Genomic DNA, 18,105 nt, shown 5'->3' with positions numbered 1-18,105 from the left:
ATACAGACCAATAATGGAAAAGACAATCTTCTATACACCTGATATATTGAGTAATCCCGAACTGCCTGTAGAGGAAGTACAGCATTGCATAAAAGTGCTGAGAAAGAAAGAGGGTGACGAAATATTTCTGACCGATGGAAAAGGGCATTTCTATGATGCACAGATAATACAGGCAAACCCGAAACATTGCATTGTGAATATCCTGAAAACGATAGATCAGCCAAAAGGTTGGAACTTCGATCTGCAAATCGCTTTTGCCCCTACCAAAAATATAGACCGTATAGAATGGTTCGCCGAGAAAGCTACTGAAATAGGAATAGATCGCCTATCACCATTACTTTGCCGGCACTCGGAGCGAAAAGAAATAAAGCCTCAGCGGATAGAGAAAATACTGGTTTCAGCGATGAAACAGTCACAAAAAGCATTGCTGCCACAGCTGGATGAGATGCAAGCCTTCTCAAAATTTATCAAACAGAATTTCAACGGACAGAAGTTTATAGCTCACTGTTATTCGGGTAAAAAACCGCTATTGAAAGAGGTATATAAAAAAGGAGGGAATGCGCTTATCCTCATTGGCCCTGAAGGCGACTTCTCCGAAGAAGAGGTAAGCGAAGCTATACAAAACGGATTCATCCCCATTTCACTGGGAGAAAGCCGACTGCGTACAGAGACGGCAGCACTAGTTGCCTGCCATACGATTCATGTGTTGAATCAATAGTTATCAGAATTTATATTCTTTGAGTTTTTTCATTATTTTCACCGCTTCCACCGCTTCTTTTACATCATGCACCCGCAGTATATTCGCTCCGTTTTCCAAAGCAAAAGTATTGAGTATTGTTGTACCGTTCAGGCTCTCGGCGGGAGTAGTATCGAGCAGATTCGCTATCATTCTTTTACGCGATATGCCTACAAGCAAAGGCATTTCGAAAATAGAAAAACCACGTAGGGCAGCCATCAGTTCATAGTTCTGGTCTATTGTCTTACTGAATCCGAAGCCCGGATCGATAATAATATCATTCAACCCTAATTCGTGCAATTCAACAATTTTCCGGGAGAAATAGAGAAAAATATCCTGTATTAGATCGTCATAATCGGTCAGGTCGTTCATCGTCTGGGGAGTACCACGCATGTGCATCAAAACGTAAGGCACATTGAGCTGTGCAGCAACAGGGAACATTGTTTTGTCCATTTCACCGCCCGAAATATCATTTATAATAGCTACGCCATGCTCTTCGACACAAAACCGCGCTACATCGCCATAAAAAGTGTCTATGGAAAGAATGGCATCGGGAAGTTCGTGTGTGATGAGCGGTAAGGCAAAACTAAGCCGCTCTATTTCCTCTTTTGCGGATAACAGAGTAGACGACGGGCGTGTCGATTGTGCGCCGATGTCTATTATCTGCCCTCCCTGATCAAGTATTTCTCGTGCCCGCTCAACAATTTCGGCCTCCGATTCCTTCCTGCTACCGGAGTAAAAAGAATCGGGTGTAACATTCAATATCCCCATTACAACGGGAGAAGAAAGATCGAGCAGTTCGCCTTTTATGTTAATTGTTTTATTCATTTTCTTGTGTCAGTAGAATAAAGTGAATCAAAGGTAGTATTTTTTCAGTATGCATTACGATATTGAAAAATCCATACGGCATTATTATGCTCGACGGGCTGCCTCACTATCTGGATGAAATGAAATATAAACGGAAAAGCGGTATAGGCACTTTTAAAGTTATGCCTAAAACAACTTAACCCATTTAATATCAGACACTTCGTGTTCTATGTAAAAAAAAGCACAATCAAGATAGCTTGGGAAATATTTAGCTAAGTATTTATCAACTTTATCCCTATCTGTATCTTTGTAAAATATTTTCACTTCAAATGAGTGATTATTAGCTTTATTACCCAAAAGCATGTTATCCACTTCTTTATATTCATGGTTGTATATACTTTCCAAATATTCTTTATTGGGAACATTCTCAATCTCAGGGTATTTGCTTATTTCAAATACATTCTTATTGTTGAAAATTTCAACATCACTATATACATAGGAGGTGAATTTTACGCTCCAATAACCATGTGTTACTTTATTATCATTTTCCTCATCATCCGATGAACACGAAAACGACAGTACAGACAGTAAAATAATTGAAATAATTAATGTTGGTTTCATATCAGTTTATTTTATTCATTTTCTTTATTAGTAGAATAATGTGAATCAAAGGTAGTGTTTTTTCGAGGAAGAGTAAATGTAAATAATTAATATCCCCTATTCTCTTTTAGCCATACGGAATCTCTTGCTTTAAGCGTATAGTTCCACATTAATTCCTTCTCTGAATACTCTTTAGAATCAATATAGATTTTACCATCTTCCACAAAATAGTCAGCCTTATAATTTTTCAGAACATACTTAAAATTCTCAAACTCGGATTGAGGTATGGAATCCTCCTGAATAAAGCTAGGAGAGCGAGGATGATCATCTCCTGCAACAATCGGCTTAAAGACAAGATACTCTTTGGTTCTGCCCCTGTTACCACAAGATAAAAGAAGAAGAATTATGATGGGTATAAATAGTTTTAGCTTCATAGTAGTTAGTTGCTATATTAATTTTTCATTCACTCACCTCATAATAAAAATCCTCCATTATCTCCCCTTCTGTCAATCGTTTCCGGAATCGGATAAAATAATATGTCTGAGGAATCAGAAATGGAAGTGCAACAAGCGGTATAGCCAACACCCCAAATATGCGACTAAACAGCATAATAAAAACAGCAAAGATAACCGGAAAATAAAAAGACAGGAATGACAGGGAAAAGTTTTCACGTACCGACTGATAAAGATTAAAACAAACAGAAAACGACCCGAGAGAAAACAAAATATTCGGGAAGATCAGAAATCCGTAAACCATCAGATACATTGTCTCGCGTGCATCCCGCTCCATGATCTTAGCGGCAATAAATGCAGCAATGAATGCAATGACAAAGGATATTGCCAATACCCTCAATGGTGTATATACGCAGAATTTATGGAGCTTGGTCATTTGTGTACCAGTTTAGAAGTGTGTCTTTCTCTGATCACAAATATATACTTTATTTTTACAGTTCTACAATATTTTCTTCCAATATGGTAAGTTTCTCTATTCCGTCTCCGGTGATCAGATAAGTATTCTCTATACCCACAGCGCCCACTTCGGGAATTACGAATTTGGGTTCGAGTGCAAAAACAATGTTCGGCTCGAGTATTTCTTTTGAGCGCGGAGTCAACACAGGCGGTTCGTTTATCTCCAGTCCTACCCCATGCCCTACAAATTTAGCCTGTTGTTTTGTACCCATGAAATACGGTTCAAGATTGTGCTTTTTCACCATTTCCATCGAGATATTATACAATTCGGCACAGCTCACACCGGGCTTAGCGATATCCATTATATGATTGTGTATATCAATAGATACCTGATGCGCATCGTAAGCTATATCCAATGTTTTTCCAGCAGAAAATACGCGGGTCATGTCTGTCATCCAAGGAGTGTAGTTGCCTGCCATATCCACCATGATAGTTTGTCCGTCTTTTATTTTCTGCCCCGAAGCTCCAAGTGGAATAATCGGGGTAGTACCCGCACCACCCAGAGCAAAATCGAATGGAGAAGGAACTTCGGCATTTTCGCCTACTAACAGGCTGCCCATGTAGATATCCATATTTTCGCCGTAACTACGGAACAGGCCTAATGAACCGTGTTGGCGCATCACTTTTTCTATCTCTATCTGCAATTCCATATCGGTCATACCCTTACGGTAAAGCGAAGGGATGAGTTTATATACAGCTTCGTGACGGCGTGCACACAATCTGACTTGCTCTAGCTCGAAATCAGTCTTCACACTACGCAGGCGGCGCATCAGCACCGAAGCATTTGCAGCCTCAGCAATCCCGAAAGTACCAAGTAAACGGGTGCACTCGCCATAGGGAATAACGTCTGTTTCCAACAATAATGTTTTCGGATGGGCGAACCCCAGATTCTGAAGTTCTTCGGTTATTTGTTCCGGCTTGCGGACATATATCGTATTCTCAAAGTCGATTCCTTCCGGTCGTTTCACAAAGTGTACAGGCTTTCCTTCGGCAGGCAGATAAAAGTAACCGTTATATACCTTGCCTGTCATGTAAAATACATTTACAACAGTAGTTAATACACATGCTTCTATGTTCATTGCCTGCATAGCCTGTTGCAGACGTGAACGCCGTATCTCCAAATCGTTTGACAATGCTTCCAGATAATTCATTTTCTTATTTCTGTCTATATAGTTTGTTCTCTATAATATAATCGTACACTCCTTCGGGTAAAAAAGCCCGTACATCCTTATCTCCGGAAAGACTTTCACGTATGAAAGTAGACGAAATCTCCACAATAGGAGAATCCAACGCCTCTACCCTGTTTTTCAGCTTATTGGGTATAGATATGCGTGATCCGAGACGCGGATAGACTTTCAGCTTATAATTATCGAGAATTGAATTGGATTCTTTCCAGTTCTCGAAGATATTCCAGTTATCTGCTCCGATAATCAGTGTAAAATCGTGCTGTGGATAAGCCTTATTCAAAGCTTTCAGCGTATCTATTGTATAAGACGGTCGTGGCAGTGAAAACTCAAAATCGCTCGCTCTGAGCTTGGTATAACTCCTTAGTGCTATATCCACCATTTCTAAACGGATATTCTCATCGGAAAGTTCATTCTGTAATTTCAACGGATTATGCGGACTGACAATAAACCACACTTCGTCTATATCGGTAAACTCCACAATATAGTTTGCAAGTATCACATGCCCTATATGAACAGGATTGAACGAACCGGAGAATATACCTATATTCATTTCGACAAAAATTCAGTTACAACTTTCAACGCTTCTGCTTTCGCCTCTTCCAGATCATTATTTACTATAACGACATCGAAACGTGGGGCAAACGTCATCTCCAATTCAGCCTTCGCCACACGCGCATCTATGACCTCAGGCGAATCGGTCGCTCTTTTTTCCAGACGGTCGCGCAGCGCAGCAATGGATGGCGGCTCTACAAAGATAGACAAAGCCCTGTCGCCATAATAGTCCTTTATATTGCATCCTCCTACTACATCTACATCGAAAACGACATTTCCACCGTTACTAAAGATCCTTTCTACTTCGGACTTTAATGTACCGTAAAACTTATCTTTATATACTTCTTCGTATTCGAGGAATTCGTCATTCTCTATCTTTTGCCTGAACTCGTCGGGACTATGGAAATAATATTCCACGCCATGCTGCTCCGTTCCTCTCGGTGGACGGCTGGTCGCTGAAATGGAAAATTGCAGATTAAGCTTTTGCGACAACAAATAATTTACGATTGTAGATTTACCAGCTCCCGATGGTGCGGAGAAAATAATCAGTTTACCCATTCTATATTTTTATTACTCTCTTTACTGTAAAACTATTATTACAATACGTTCAACACCTGTTCTTTTATCTGTTCCAGTTCGTCCTTCATGCGAACAACGATCTGCTGCATATCGGCATGGTTAGATTTCGAACCCATCGTATTGATCTCACGTCCCATTTCCTGAGCAATGAATCCCAATTTTTTACCTTGTCCGGTACCCGATTGCATTGTTTCCAGAAAATAGCTCAGATGGTTTGTCAAACGTGATTTTTCTTCATTTATATCGAGTTTCTCGATGTAATAGATCATTTCCTGTTCGAAACGATTCTTATCATAATCAAAGTCTTCTATTTTATGTAATGCTTCAGTTATACGGACTTTTATCTTTTCTACCCTTTCGGCCTCAAAAGGCTCGATGTCAGTCAGTAAAGATGATATATTTGCTACCTTTTCTTTAAATAGATTTTCAAGCATCTCACCCTCCTGTTTACGGAAAGCCAACAGTTGTTTGACCGCTTCGTCTATCACCTGCGATACAGCATTCCATTCCGACTCGTCTACCTCCTGCGATTCATACTTCAGCACATCGGGCATACGCAGTATAACCTGATACCAGTCGGCAGGAGTATCTATTCCCAATTTACGCGCCGATTCTTTTATCTGGTTGTAATATCCTTCTACTATACTCTGATTTATCTGTGTAGGAGTTTCATTTCCTATATTCTCCACATATACAAGAAAATCCACTTTTCCGCGTTCTAATTGACGGGAGAGCCTGTTACGGATTTCCATTTCATGCTCTTTATATAGATTAGGCAGACGTACTGACAGATCGAGCTGTTTGCTGTTAAGGGATTTTACTTCTACGGTTACCTTCCTTCTCTCAAGTTCGGTAGATGCTTTACCAAAGCCTGTCATTGACTGTATCATGCTGTTATTTTTTTGATTTTTAAATTACAAAAATAAACAAATATTATGCGCTTTGGCTAAAAAGGACGAACTTTCGATGCTGAAGCAGCGTTATTCAGTAGTAAATCTTTAAATTTGCATATTGTTAAAACCCAAAAGACAACATATAACATGGCGGATATCCTCTTTTTACAATACCCCAAATGCAGCACATGCCAGAAAGCAGCTAAATGGTTAAAAGAAAATAACATAAGCGTAGACAGCCGCGATATATCGAAAGATAATCCGACTAGGGACGAACTGAGTGCATGGATAAAAAAGAGCGGGTTACCCATTGCGAAGTTTTTCAATACTTCGGGGAAAATATACAAAGAAGAAAACCTGAAAGAAAAAGTAAAATCGGCATCAGAAGACGAATTGATCGGAATATTGTCATCGAACGGCATGGTTGTAAAACGCCCTATCATTGTTGCGAAAGGCTTTGTGCTGGTAGGATTCAACGAAGAAGAATGGAGCAGTAAACTGAAATAACGACCGTCTTCATTATTGCTCGGAATGTATTACTGCTAAAATAAAGAGAGAAAGGTAAGATCAAAGAGAACAGATGGAAGTAGAAGAAAAAGTTCAGGAAGAAATACAACCACCTAAAAAGAAGAGTTTTGCAAAAAAGCTTTTCAGGATACTTATATATATAGTTCTGGGCATTATAGGACTGAATGTACTCTTGTACGCCTTACTCTCTATTCCTTCCGTACAGCAGAAAGCGGCAGACTTCGCTATAGATGAACTAAAGAAAATGCTAAAAACCGAAGTCTCTGTCGACGAAGTGCGTCTCAGCCTGTTCAACCACGCCACACTTAAAGGTATTTACATCGAAGATCAGGCAAAAGACACCCTGCTTTACGCCAACAGCCTCGACGTCAGCCTCAGTCCATGGGAACTGCTGAAAAGCAGTAAGCTGGCGATAACCGGAATTACTGTTGACGATTTTCTGATCAATGTAACACTGAAAGACAGCATCAGTGATTTCAATTTCCAATTTATCATAGATGCCTTTTCGAGTAGCGATACCACAGAGGTAGATACCACAAAGAGTTCCCTCGTTATTGTCATAGAAGATGTGAGCCTCAACAGAGGGCGGCTCAATTATGATGTACTTTCCGACACCATTACTCCGGGTATATTCAATGCCTCACACATTGCCCTGTATGATGTAAATGCAAATCTCGACCTGAATTCGATAGATACTGACAAGCTGGATATTGCGCTCAACAATCTGAGGGCAAAAGAAAAAACAGGTATAGAAATAAAAGACCTGAAAGGACATCTCTATTCAGAAAGAGACCAAATGTGGGTAGAAGGGCTTACCCTCACCCTGCCGCAATCGCATCTGATAACGAGCAAAGCAAGATACAATCTGGCTACAAACCAGTTTGAAGTAGGAACGAATGATACAGAGATCGCGCCTGAAGACCTTATCGCCTTCATGCCGGAGCTTAAATTCCTGAAAAACAAAATTGGATTGCAGACCGATATAAATGGTACACTGCCGGCTGTGCAGATAGAAAAGATCAACCTGACATATGGAGAAGATTTCTATCTGAGTGGAAAGGCAGGTATCGCCGATTATTCAAAATATGGCACATCCGATATACTAATCAATATAGAAAAAGCCAAAGCAAGCCCGGATGCCATCAATTCCTTTGCCAAGCTGGGCGATTCTACATTCGTTTCTCCCGACATACTAAAAGACATGGGAGACATCTTCCTGAAAGGACAACTGACCGGACAGCTAAACAAATTCAAACTGGATGCCGAAGCATGGTGCCGTCAAGGCTCCATAAACATGTTGGCTACAGGTAAGGTAGATACTACCTTCACCAACTTTGACGTACTGGCAGGACTGAAAACACATGGTTTCAATCTGGGCAAGCTGCTGGGTGAAGATACAGGACTGGGTAACCTCACTGCCAACTTAGACATAAAAGCTCACCAAAGCGAAAAAGTGCCGCTATCGGCAGAGGCACAGGGAAGGATAGAAGCTTTGGGTTATGAAAAAGAAACGATTAAAAATCTGCCATTCCAGGCTTACTACAATGCCGATGAAATGGGGATTTCTGCAAAAGCTGATTGGAAAATAGGCAAGATAATGGCTGTGGCGAGTATGTCGCAGGATGAAGTGCCCGACATAAATGTAGAACTCAAAGTAGATACATTACATGTTGATTATTTCTATAAAAATCCGGATTGGGTAAATCCGCGCCTGAATCTTTCCCTGAACGGAAATATAAAAGGGCTCGATATAGATCAGGTAACCGGACTGGTGAATGTAGACAGCCTCCGTTTCTATGATGCCAATTTCAATTTTCATCCGGGAAAGTTCACATTGGAAGCAGGCAGAAAATCGAAGACAGACAAATTCATCAACCTTACCTCTTCGCTACTCACTGCAAACATATCGGGATATTACACATTTACGACTCTTGCCGATGAAATGGCACATGTAATGCACGAATATCTGCCAAACGTATTCCCGCACGAACATAAGGGTAAAAAAAAGCCCGACCAGAACGACTTTACGTTTAGCCTGAAGACTAATAATACAGAAGAGCTTGGACGCATCTTTGCCCTGCCTGTAGATGTAATAGAGCCGGCTAGCATAAGCGGGCGCATCAGTACGATAAATAATATAGTCAAAATAGACGGAGATGTCCCTTACATCCGTTACGGAGAATACGATATAAAAAATACCACGCTGAATATATCGAATGTAGATTCGGCATTCAATGTTGTAGGCAATAGCCGTATGCTGATGGACAAGGGTGAATACAAACTATCGCTGCTTGTAGATGGCGCTCAGGATGCAATACATGCTGTTACGAACATTTCCAGTGATAAGACTGACATCGGCATCAACGGGTATATGGAAGCCCTCGCCGAATTTAGCAGAAATGAACAGAACGAACTGGTATCGTCACTGAAAGTATCGCCATCAGACCTGATGATAGACAAACTGGCATTGAACCTGCTCCCTGCCGAAATAATAAATACAGGCAGCCGCACCGAAATACACAATGTAGGCATCGGGCTGAATAAGAAAAGGTATTTCGGGCTTGACGGTGTTGTCTCCGATCAGAAGTCCGATAGCCTGAGAGCTTACTTCGACCATGCTGAGATCGGTGACCTGCTCGAAGCTTTCGATATAAAAAACATAAGAGGGAATATACATGGCAATGTGCTGCTTACCAATCTGCTCGATCAGCCCGAAGTGTACACACGCGGACTGGAGATGTCCGACATTGTGATGTTTGCCGACACACTGGGAACCATGCACCTCGAAAGCGCATGGAGCGATGAATTCGGCGGAGCCAGACTAAATGCAACATTAATAAATAAGGGTGAGACACATGCCGAAGTAGACGGAACGGTATATACGAGTCAGGACTCACTCGACCTGCAAATACGTATGCTGGAAATGCCGTTGCGCTGGATGCAACCTTTCGTATCCGATATGCTGAACAAACTGGACGGAAGCATCAGCACCAACCTGATGGTGGAAGGCAGCATGAAAGCTCCTAAGGTAAAAGGATTTTTAGGATTCAACAATACACAGATAGGGGTAGACTATACCAATGTGACATATACCATATCGGATACGATACGGGTAAGCCCCGACAGAATAGGGTTTGACCACCTTACACTAAAAGACAGTCATGGGAATACCGCAAATGTAAGCGCTACACTTACACATAAAAACTTTGAGCAGATGAAATACTCGCTCAATATGCAGATGAATAAGTTGATGGTACTCAATACCGAAAATCGTACCGACAGCCTGTTCTATGGAAGAGTCTTTGCTTCGGGTTCACTCAATATAAATGGTGATGACAACGGCATTAATATGAAGATGAACGTAACAAATGATAAGAATTCGAGGCTGAATATATTACTGCCCCAACATTCCGAAGCTTCGGACTATAAAAGCGTAGTGTATATAAATGTACCGGAAGAGAAGCTAAAGGATGAACTGAAAAACGCTATAAAATCGAGAGTAAGCGAATCGTTACCACTGAAATTGGATGTAAACCTGAATGTAACACCCGATATATTGCTGGGAGTAATAATAGACCCGACTACAGGAGACGAATTACAGGCTCGGGGTTCGGGATCGAATATCAGATTCACTTATGATATGCAAACCGAAAACATGACCGCACGCGGAGATTATGCCCTGTCGGACGGATTCGTCAAACTGAACCTGCAAAATATAAAGAAACTCCAGTTTAAGATACAACCGGGAAGTAAACTTTTCTTCGAAGGAGACCCATTGAAGACAAGGTTTGACATTACCGCCTACCGCAGGGTAAAAGCCGACCTTAAAACACTGGATATGAGCTTCGAGAATCAGAACTATTCATCAAAAGTGGAAGTAGACTGCATACTGGAAATATCGGGTAATCTGGATGGGATGGAAGTTAAATATAACATAGCCCTACCGAATGCCAATGACGACATTATGACTAAAGTAGCCACATACATCAGTACAGATGAACAGAAAACCCTTCAGTTTGCCTCACTGGTTGCCACAGGATCATTCTACGCCAATCTGGGTAATGCCGGAAGTAATTTCGGAAACGGTATATGGACAAATATGGTGTCTACTGCCCTATCGAGTGGATTGACCGCTTTGGTCGGAAATATGCTGGGCGACAAATGGACGATAGGTGCAAACATAGATTCCAGCGATGGCTCACTATCCGAAATGGATATGAGTGTGAGCGTATCGCGCAAGTTTCTGGACGATAAGCTGAGATTCAATACCAATCTGGGATATCGTACCGACCAGACAACTTCGGCAGAAAATACATTTATCGGAGACTTCGATCTGGAATATCAGTTGAACTCGATGTGGACACTGAAAGCATACAGCCATACCAACGACCGCTATTATCGTCAGGCGCCTACCACTCAGGGCATCGGCATTGTGTACAGCAAAGAGGCGGCTACGCTGAAACGCCTGTTCCAGTCGTTCAAACCAAGAAGGAGAAGAAGCACGACAAACGCTCAGGACAGCATACAGCAACCACCACTGCAACAAGCTCCGGAAGCTGCCAAAACAGATTCATTACCATCTGATTCTACACAGTCGACAGTGGTAAAGCAACCGATGATAAATGATGAAAGGGAAGACTGATTTTAGCTTATTAGCTTGCTAGTCTATAGTTTACTCGCGCTCTAGTTTAACGTGAGTTCGAAATAATAGTATCTAAATATTAGCTAGTTATATATTTTCTTTGTGAGCCTTGTGTAAAACCTTGTGCTCTTTGTGGTTAAATCTTATTTCTTTTACCACAAAGGACACAAAGAAAAACCACAAAGAGCACGAAGTTTACATCATATATTTTGGAAAACAATTGATTACATACTATTTTTATATCGAACTCACGTTAGTTTAAATTTTTTCAGTAACCTACTTGCTAACAGTAAGGCGTAGAATAAGCGCATGAGAATTTGTATAATGTGTTTCTGCCATTCTCCGGACGAAAGATTTTTCGCCCCTACATCACCTTTTTCAAAATAAATAGAATCAGTGTAGCAGGATATTTTTCAGTTTTTGCCGCTTTTCGGGGGTGAGCTTCAGCTCATTCAGCATATATTCGTCTACCGAGCCGCTTTTCTCTCTTATGCACGATATGCCATACCTGAGATAAGCTAAATCGGTTTTTGTCAGCATTGTAAACGCTTCCTGACGCGATTCCGACAGGCTGTCGGCATTCCTTACCATTTTGTGTTTATCAATCTCTTTATCGGATGCCATGTAGTCGTTTTCTATATCATCCATAGGCACATCCAATGCCCTGAGCAGAAAATATGTAGCCAGCCCCGACTGGTCTTTTCCCAAGAAACAGTGATATACAATCGGATAATTCTTCTCATCGCAGAGGTAATCGAAAAATCCGGCATATTGCTCCGCAAAATTGTTTATCATATCCCTATATGTGTCTTGTGTAAAAATAATGGCGTCTCCCCTCAAAAACTGCCCATCCAACACTTTCTGTGATATAGCACTATATCCGCTATATGCAATAGGTATTCTTATATTATTGACAGCAGTATAGCGGTTCAGGGTTTTAGTTCTCACATCTTCCGATCTCAGGTCTATTACAGTCTTTATATTCAGATTATTCAGTTCGAGGCTATCGTGAGTAGTCATTCTCACAAAACTTCCGGAACGGAAAATTTTACCCCAACGTACTGTTTTTTTATCATTGGTAATATATCCGCCCACATCTCTGAAATTCTGAATACTATCCAGCTCAAAAAAACGATTGGTTATAACTTTAGATGTTGTGCCCCCTATCCTTATACGAAAATAGCGGCGCCCGACAATCGTATCCGAATTATTCTCGACAATGGTTATATAATCATTGGAATTAACTGTAAAAGATGGGCTCGAAGGAAAAACACTGTCATTATCGGACATGAATATTTCAGCGGGGATATTATCTACTTCGGGATACATCTCCCACCTGAGGATATAATTCCCATTCGGATCTTTTTCGCACAACGCTGTCACTGATGGTTTCGGAGAACAGTTATACAAAGCAAGCAGGCTTATAACACAGGCTATAAATTTAAGTTTCATATATAAAGTCCCATTATTTAAATTGATACCGTACTAACAAAGATACATTAGTCTCGAAAGCTTTTCAATAGTCTACAGGCTTTTTCCATAGATTTACCTTTTTTTCACACTTCACGCTATTTAACTATAGATTAGAGGATATACCAACTAATTCCGTATATTTGTATGTTTTTGCATACGATGAATTTGGAATTGGATATTCACAAGGAAAGGAAAGCTCCGCCGTCTATGGATAAGGGTATACAGATGATAGCCCGAATAATACGGAATAAATACACGAAAGAGGCCAGCCTTGAAATAAACGCAGAAGGTAATTGGTCTTTGTACGCCGGTCATACCGAGGAAAGCATTAATCGCAATACTCCTATACTGACGGGTAACAGAAGCGGTATTTACCATCTCACTGTAAGCACATCTATACGCATCTATTTCGAACTCGCCATAAACGATGAACGCATCATCCTCGCTGAAAAGCACCTGCCAATGGCCGGAGGGTATAATTTCCGCGATCTGGGGGGCATCAAAACAAAAGAAGGACGCACCGTAAAATGGGGTAAACTGTTCAGAGCCGACGAACTGTCCAACCTCACGATAGAAGATATCAAATACCTGTCGAGCATTCCTATCACATCAGTTATAGACTTCAGGGCGCAAAACGAAACAAAGCGTTCACCGGACAAACTACCGGCTACCGTACACTTCACCTACCCCATTGCCATTACTCCCGGAAACCTGAGTACGGAAGGCATTCAGGCAAATCTGCTAAAGACCAATATCGACACACATATGAAGCACATGAACAGGTTGCTGGTAAGCGATCCGGCATGTGTGAGAGCTTTCCGCATATTTTTTGCCATTGTGCAAAACAACCTGAGCGCACCGCTTATTTTCCATTGTTCGGCTGGAAAAGACAGGGCTGGCATGGCAACAGCACTGATACTGTTTGCGCTGGGCGTGGACGAAGAGACTGTGATGCAGGACTACCTGCTCTCTAAAATATACCTGAGCGACAAATACGATGCCTTCATAGCGAAATACCCCCGAGCCGAATCTATCTTCACCGTAAAGCGCATGTTCCTGCAAGCAGGGATCAACCAGATAAAGCGCGATCACGGATCGATAATGAATTACCTGACCAAAGTGCTGAAAGTAGATATAGCACGAATGAGGCGGTTATACCTTGACTAGGTTTACTAAAAACTACTGAATTATTCTTCTGCAATTTTATCTATAGGATTTTAAACAGACAATATACTTACATCCATTATCAGCTTATTTTTAAATGAAGAATAGCAGATAACTTTGTTCGGTTTGTAAGGTTTTAGTTAAAAAAAGCCCCACTCGCACAAACATCTCGTCTGTGTGTTGCGTAGCAGATTATCAGAACAAGACACTAACATAATGTTCGCACCAGCGAGTGATTAACAAACTAAATACAAAATAATAATGTATACAGTAAAGGAATTATATACAGATATAAAAAGAAGATGTTTTACAGATTTCACTTTGTGTAAAGGCAACATGAGTTATAATTGGACTCAGGATATAAATGGGATAACTAGGCGCATTGGTTTGAGCTATAGAAAATATCAATCCGGTTTTCTATTAGATCCACCTAATGTCAGAATTAGATTTAATAAAGTCGAATCAATTTTAGAAAATATAGTGAATAAGTATAATATAAAAAATATTGGAAGTGAATCTCTACAATTTACAATAATGGGGAATATACATCCGGTAAAAGGCGTTGATTATGAAATGTTTGATCGTTTTATCTCAGATTCGGAATATTTTTCTGGGACAGAAGCTTTTGATTTTGTGTTCGATGAAATGGAAGCAATTGTGAAATATGGAGCGATGCCATTTTTTGAGAAATATCAGACACTGGAAGATGTTCATAATCATGCCATTTCATTGCGAGAGGATGATTATCCTAAGTTTTTTCTGGAGATGGACCATTTAAACTAATGATTATAAAAAAATTATTGAATAAAAATGATTATGCAGAATATTCAAACAGAATGGTAGATGTTTGGACAGAAAATGCCATGAAATACCCTCAACATTTTAAAGATTATGACAAATTAGTTGCTGATTTAAAAAAAGTATTGGATCAGAAATAAGTTTTTTATTCAATGGTACAAGGTTCCCCCGCTACCGCGCGATTGCATCGCGTGGTATAATGTAAACAATTATGAGTCGTAATACAGAGAAACCACGCGATGCAATCGCGCGGCAGTTCAGGGTTTTCAAGGCCAGAAATCGCATAAGCTGTTCTTGCTCGTAAAGAGATATTTCTATTTAGTAACGGAACACCTAATAATCTTTCCTCAGAGTTTGCTCTTAATCCTTTCAAATCGAAAATGTTATCCGAATTTAAAGGTCTGTTTATTGATGGAATTTCATCAACATGTTCATTCTCATTATTTCGCTCTGACTTATTTCCACCAGTACACCCCAATGAGGCGAAAAGAGCTAAGAGGTATATTGACAGAATTTTATATGCTTTTATGTTGTTCGAGATTTTGAGCATGAGACACTATGATAAGTCACCCTTTACTGTATAATCTGCTTTATAGCTCCCATATCAGGATAGAAGATCACCTTTATGGGCTGTTTGGCGTTGTCGAACATTTGCTTAACCAGTACATCCTGTACGCCGTATTGCACTATATCGCATTCCTTCTGTACGTAGTTTCTGCCATTGTATGTTACTTGCAGGCTTGCCTTAGCCGGAATATTGTAGATAATGCCCGAAGAGAATTTCTTTTCCAGCTCTTTCTCTTCCTTCGGGGTAAGGAACTGCTCGGGTTTGGGTTCTTTATTTTTCAGCGTGAGGTAAACTGGCGCACCCGATAGGTCGTTGGCATCTACTATTCCTAGTTTTGACGAGAAGCGGCAGATAATCCTGTTGTCGATATTCTTTTCATCAGGGGTTATCACCAATTCTTTTGTCGCAGGTACTTCAGTTTCTGTTCCCGCAAACATAGAAGTAAGTGCTTTCTCTTGTTCATCGAGCTGTCTCATTACCAACTGGTAAGCATTCCCATCCGGCGGCATATTATCGGCTTCTCCTGTGAGTATGTTTGTGCGGCTTTCGCGCAGGCGGTATATTTGTTTAGCGATCAGTTCGGCTTGTTTGGCAGTCGAACCGGCGCGAAGTATTTCTTCCGACAAAAAGCTTTTCGGATTCAGAGACTGTTGCAATTCTTGCTGGGTTTTCATCGGAAGACCATCGTCCTCGAAGGTATAGTCACTGTTGATAGCGCATATCACACCATCTTTGGTAAGGGTTACAAATGGAGCTGTAGTGTTCGATCTGAACTCTACCAGATACGATTTATCTTTGTCTACCAATCCTCTTGTTCTCGATTCTATACTGTTCAGCGTGTAGATAGTCGCATCTTCCGTAATGGGGTTGGATATATTCAGGTACCTTTCGGCATACTGGAAAAATTCGCCTGTCTTCCGTATCTTTTTTGTATAATTTATGGTTATTACAATCGAGGTTTTTGGAAGCGAGTAAGCCACACCGAAGTCGTTAGCTTTCACCGCACTCATTTTTACTGTATTTTGTGAAAATGCTGTAGCTGTGCCGATAGCAAGAAGCAGAAATAAGCTTATACAATGCCTCATAAGTCTTCTGTTTTAAATATATTTATCCACAAAGCTAAGTATTTTTTATGAAAAATGCAGAGGTTAAGGCTGTTTGCTTCAATCTTCTTCCGAATATTCGCTGTCGTCACTGCTTTCAGTATCGGTGATTTCGGGAGCATGGAAACCCGAATTCCGATCCCATACTATATCCGGAGGTCTCGAAATATGATTCTTGGGCAGGCATTTTTCAAACCGGGAAAAGTATTGTTGCAAAGAATCCACATCTGTAACCACATAACCTGTTTTCCGCCCTTTGTAGTCTTCAAACACTTTCCTGTAGACATACTTCATGTCTTCGGGCAGATCGTCAGGTATATACATATCCAGCAGTATGCGCGAATTATCGTTGCGTTCTATCCACAAAAAGTAGTAATAGCCACCGTACAGACGCGTGCTCACCTTATTGTTGAGACTGTAGAAGGTAGTATCACGCGGATATTTGTCGAGTATTCCGGATATTTTGTTTCTAACGCTGTCGGCAAGTGTAAACGTTGTGCTACGGTAGTCTCCTCTCCATTTGCTTCGTTGGGTAGTCACTACATTATAGAACGGATCTATTTCGCTCAATCCGTTCACATAGAATGTGAATTCCGTTTCCGGGGGGTCGGGTACATCAAAGATATATTCTACCAGATACATTTTTTCGGCAGGGAGCTTTATTTCATTCTTCCGGCACGAAAGAAAAGCGATAAGTATAATGAGAATTATTATTCTATTCATCGTCATTAATTATTTTAAGGTAATCTATCGTATCCGGCACTATGCCCACAGGGGCGGCAATGATCAGTTTGGGATCTATACCATGCTGCTCGCGCCATCTTCGGGGAGGGGCAGGCGGTGCAATATATCTGTCCGTAAACATCCATTTCGGAAGTGAGTGTGCCAGATCTTCGACTACAATATTATAAACCACTTTCATGTCGTTTGCCAGTACGCCCTTGCTGGTATCTACATGGCCTGTCCTATCTGGCAGCTCATTATATAAGAGTTCAAGTTCGTTACGCAAATCTTCTATATCTAAATCGAGAAATACCTGTTTGCCATCCGCTTTCTTTATCAGTAGAAAAGCATATAATCCACTATATAGCCTGACATTATTTTCATCATAAAAAGAGGTGTCCACAGGATAGCTGTCAATAACCCTATTTATTCGTGTCTTTGTACTATCGTCAAGGGGTAGCTGCCATTGGTAATAACCTTTGTCGCCTACAAAATCGCACACATATATATTTGTACTGAATGACTTATCTATTTCGGCAAATCCGTTAATCGTAAGTCTTGTACTATAATCATCCAACCAACGAGAACGATACCTTACCAGATATACTTTCTCCGCATCCAGCATTATCTTTTCTTTCTCGCTGCACGAAGTAAAAATGAGGGTGAGCAGAAAAAATATAAGTATTCTTCTCATAGTATGAAATGTAAAGTTTTATAGAGTAGATAAAACTAGCATTTCTTTTCCATAAAAAGCGGTTGTTTTTTCAAATATTTTATTTTTCCG

At 40.6% G+C, this 18,105-nt stretch carries 18 protein-coding genes; 6 read left to right on the top strand and 12 right to left on the bottom strand.

The genetic code is table 11. From position 1 onward, the window contains the following. The first annotated feature begins 13 nt into the window (after positions 1 to 13). A complete protein-coding gene (locus M2448_RS00305; RefSeq protein WP_280644242.1) occupies positions 14 to 718 on the top strand; it encodes a 16S rRNA (uracil(1498)-N(3))-methyltransferase in 705 nt (234 codons plus the stop codon). 3 nt (positions 719 to 721) lie between these two features. Here M2448_RS00305 and folP read toward each other — a convergent pair whose 3' ends face one another. From folP to M2448_RS00265, 8 genes are all read right to left on the bottom strand, one after another. Continuing rightward, positions 722 to 1,564, bottom strand: a complete 843-nt coding sequence (folP, locus tag M2448_RS00300) for a dihydropteroate synthase (protein WP_280644241.1) — start codon at positions 1,562 to 1,564, stop codon at positions 722 to 724. A 165-nt stretch (positions 1,565 to 1,729) separates the two neighbouring features. Continuing rightward, on the bottom strand, positions 1,730 to 2,164 hold the full coding sequence (locus M2448_RS00295) for a hypothetical protein (RefSeq protein ID WP_280644240.1): 435 nt from the start codon (positions 2,162 to 2,164) through the stop codon (positions 1,730 to 1,732). Between the two features lie 86 nt (positions 2,165 to 2,250). Beyond that, on the bottom strand, positions 2,251 to 2,577 hold the full coding sequence (locus M2448_RS00290) for a hypothetical protein (RefSeq protein ID WP_280644239.1): 327 nt from the start codon (positions 2,575 to 2,577) through the stop codon (positions 2,251 to 2,253). A 25-nt stretch (positions 2,578 to 2,602) separates the two neighbouring features. Further along, positions 2,603 to 3,031 (bottom strand): hypothetical protein, encoded by a 429-nt coding sequence (locus M2448_RS00285; RefSeq protein WP_280644238.1) that lies wholly within the window; start codon positions 3,029 to 3,031, stop codon positions 2,603 to 2,605. A 55-nt stretch (positions 3,032 to 3,086) separates the two neighbouring features. Continuing rightward, complete coding sequence (locus tag M2448_RS00280; protein WP_280644237.1) at positions 3,087 to 4,262, bottom strand: Xaa-Pro peptidase family protein; 1,176 nt, start codon at positions 4,260 to 4,262, stop codon at positions 3,087 to 3,089. A gap of 4 nt (positions 4,263 to 4,266) precedes the next feature. Next, complete coding sequence (nadD, locus tag M2448_RS00275; RefSeq protein ID WP_280644236.1) at positions 4,267 to 4,848, bottom strand: nicotinate (nicotinamide) nucleotide adenylyltransferase; 582 nt, start codon at positions 4,846 to 4,848, stop codon at positions 4,267 to 4,269. Beyond that, on the bottom strand, positions 4,845 to 5,408 hold the full coding sequence (gene gmk / locus M2448_RS00270) for a guanylate kinase (protein WP_280644235.1): 564 nt from the start codon (positions 5,406 to 5,408) through the stop codon (positions 4,845 to 4,847). The genes nadD and gmk overlap by 4 nt, the downstream gene beginning before the upstream one ends. Positions 5,409 to 5,446: 38 nt before the next feature. Beyond that, on the bottom strand, positions 5,447 to 6,319 hold the full coding sequence (locus tag M2448_RS00265; protein WP_280644234.1) for a YicC/YloC family endoribonuclease: 873 nt from the start codon (positions 6,317 to 6,319) through the stop codon (positions 5,447 to 5,449). A 150-nt stretch (positions 6,320 to 6,469) separates the two neighbouring features. On the opposite strand from M2448_RS00265, the gene M2448_RS00260 reads away from it, so the two are divergent. Together M2448_RS00260 and M2448_RS00255 are read left to right on the top strand one after the other, a co-directional pair. Further along, on the top strand, positions 6,470 to 6,829 hold the full coding sequence (locus M2448_RS00260; protein ID WP_280644233.1) for an arsenate reductase family protein: 360 nt from the start codon (positions 6,470 to 6,472) through the stop codon (positions 6,827 to 6,829). Between the two features lie 73 nt (positions 6,830 to 6,902). Further along, complete coding sequence (locus M2448_RS00255; RefSeq protein WP_280644232.1) at positions 6,903 to 11,492, top strand: translocation/assembly module TamB domain-containing protein; 4,590 nt, start codon at positions 6,903 to 6,905, stop codon at positions 11,490 to 11,492. A 393-nt stretch (positions 11,493 to 11,885) separates the two neighbouring features. Here the strand turns inward: M2448_RS00255 and M2448_RS00250 are convergent, their stop codons facing one another. Beyond that, entirely contained in the window at positions 11,886 to 12,944 is a 1,059-nt protein-coding gene (locus M2448_RS00250; protein WP_280644231.1) for a tyrosine-protein phosphatase, read from the bottom strand. A 228-nt stretch (positions 12,945 to 13,172) separates the two neighbouring features. On the opposite strand from M2448_RS00250, the gene M2448_RS00245 reads away from it, so the two are divergent. The 3 genes from M2448_RS00245 (at position 13,173) to M2448_RS00235 (ending at position 15,067) form a co-directional block, all read left to right on the top strand. Continuing rightward, on the top strand, positions 13,173 to 14,132 hold the full coding sequence (locus tag M2448_RS00245) for a tyrosine-protein phosphatase (RefSeq protein ID WP_280644230.1): 960 nt from the start codon (positions 13,173 to 13,175) through the stop codon (positions 14,130 to 14,132). Between the two features lie 258 nt (positions 14,133 to 14,390). Further along, positions 14,391 to 14,912 (top strand): hypothetical protein, encoded by a 522-nt coding sequence (locus tag M2448_RS00240; protein ID WP_280644229.1) that lies wholly within the window; start codon positions 14,391 to 14,393, stop codon positions 14,910 to 14,912. Further along, positions 14,912 to 15,067 (top strand): hypothetical protein, encoded by a 156-nt coding sequence (locus M2448_RS00235; protein ID WP_280644228.1) that lies wholly within the window; start codon positions 14,912 to 14,914, stop codon positions 15,065 to 15,067. Before M2448_RS00240 ends, M2448_RS00235 begins: the two co-directional genes overlap by 1 nt. A gap of 433 nt (positions 15,068 to 15,500) precedes the next feature. On the opposite strand, the gene M2448_RS00230 is transcribed toward M2448_RS00235, so the two are convergent. From M2448_RS00230 to M2448_RS00220, 3 genes are all read right to left on the bottom strand, one after another. Further along, entirely contained in the window at positions 15,501 to 16,580 is a 1,080-nt protein-coding gene (locus M2448_RS00230; RefSeq protein WP_280644227.1) for a DUF4831 family protein, read from the bottom strand. 78 nt (positions 16,581 to 16,658) lie between these two features. Next, a complete protein-coding gene (locus M2448_RS00225; protein ID WP_280644226.1) occupies positions 16,659 to 17,321 on the bottom strand; it encodes a hypothetical protein in 663 nt (220 codons plus the stop codon). Beyond that, positions 17,314 to 18,015 (bottom strand): hypothetical protein, encoded by a 702-nt coding sequence (locus tag M2448_RS00220; protein ID WP_280644225.1) that lies wholly within the window; start codon positions 18,013 to 18,015, stop codon positions 17,314 to 17,316. The genes M2448_RS00225 and M2448_RS00220 overlap by 8 nt, the downstream gene beginning before the upstream one ends. Between the last annotated feature and the right edge of the window lie 90 nt (positions 18,016 to 18,105).

The sequence above is a fragment of the Dysgonomonas sp. PF1-14 genome (genome assembly GCF_029892965.1).
Taxonomy (GTDB): Bacteria; Bacteroidota; Bacteroidia; order Bacteroidales; family Dysgonomonadaceae; genus Dysgonomonas.
The sequence above is the reverse complement of the archived record's forward strand: the minus strand, read 5'-3'. Positions and strand labels throughout refer to the sequence as shown.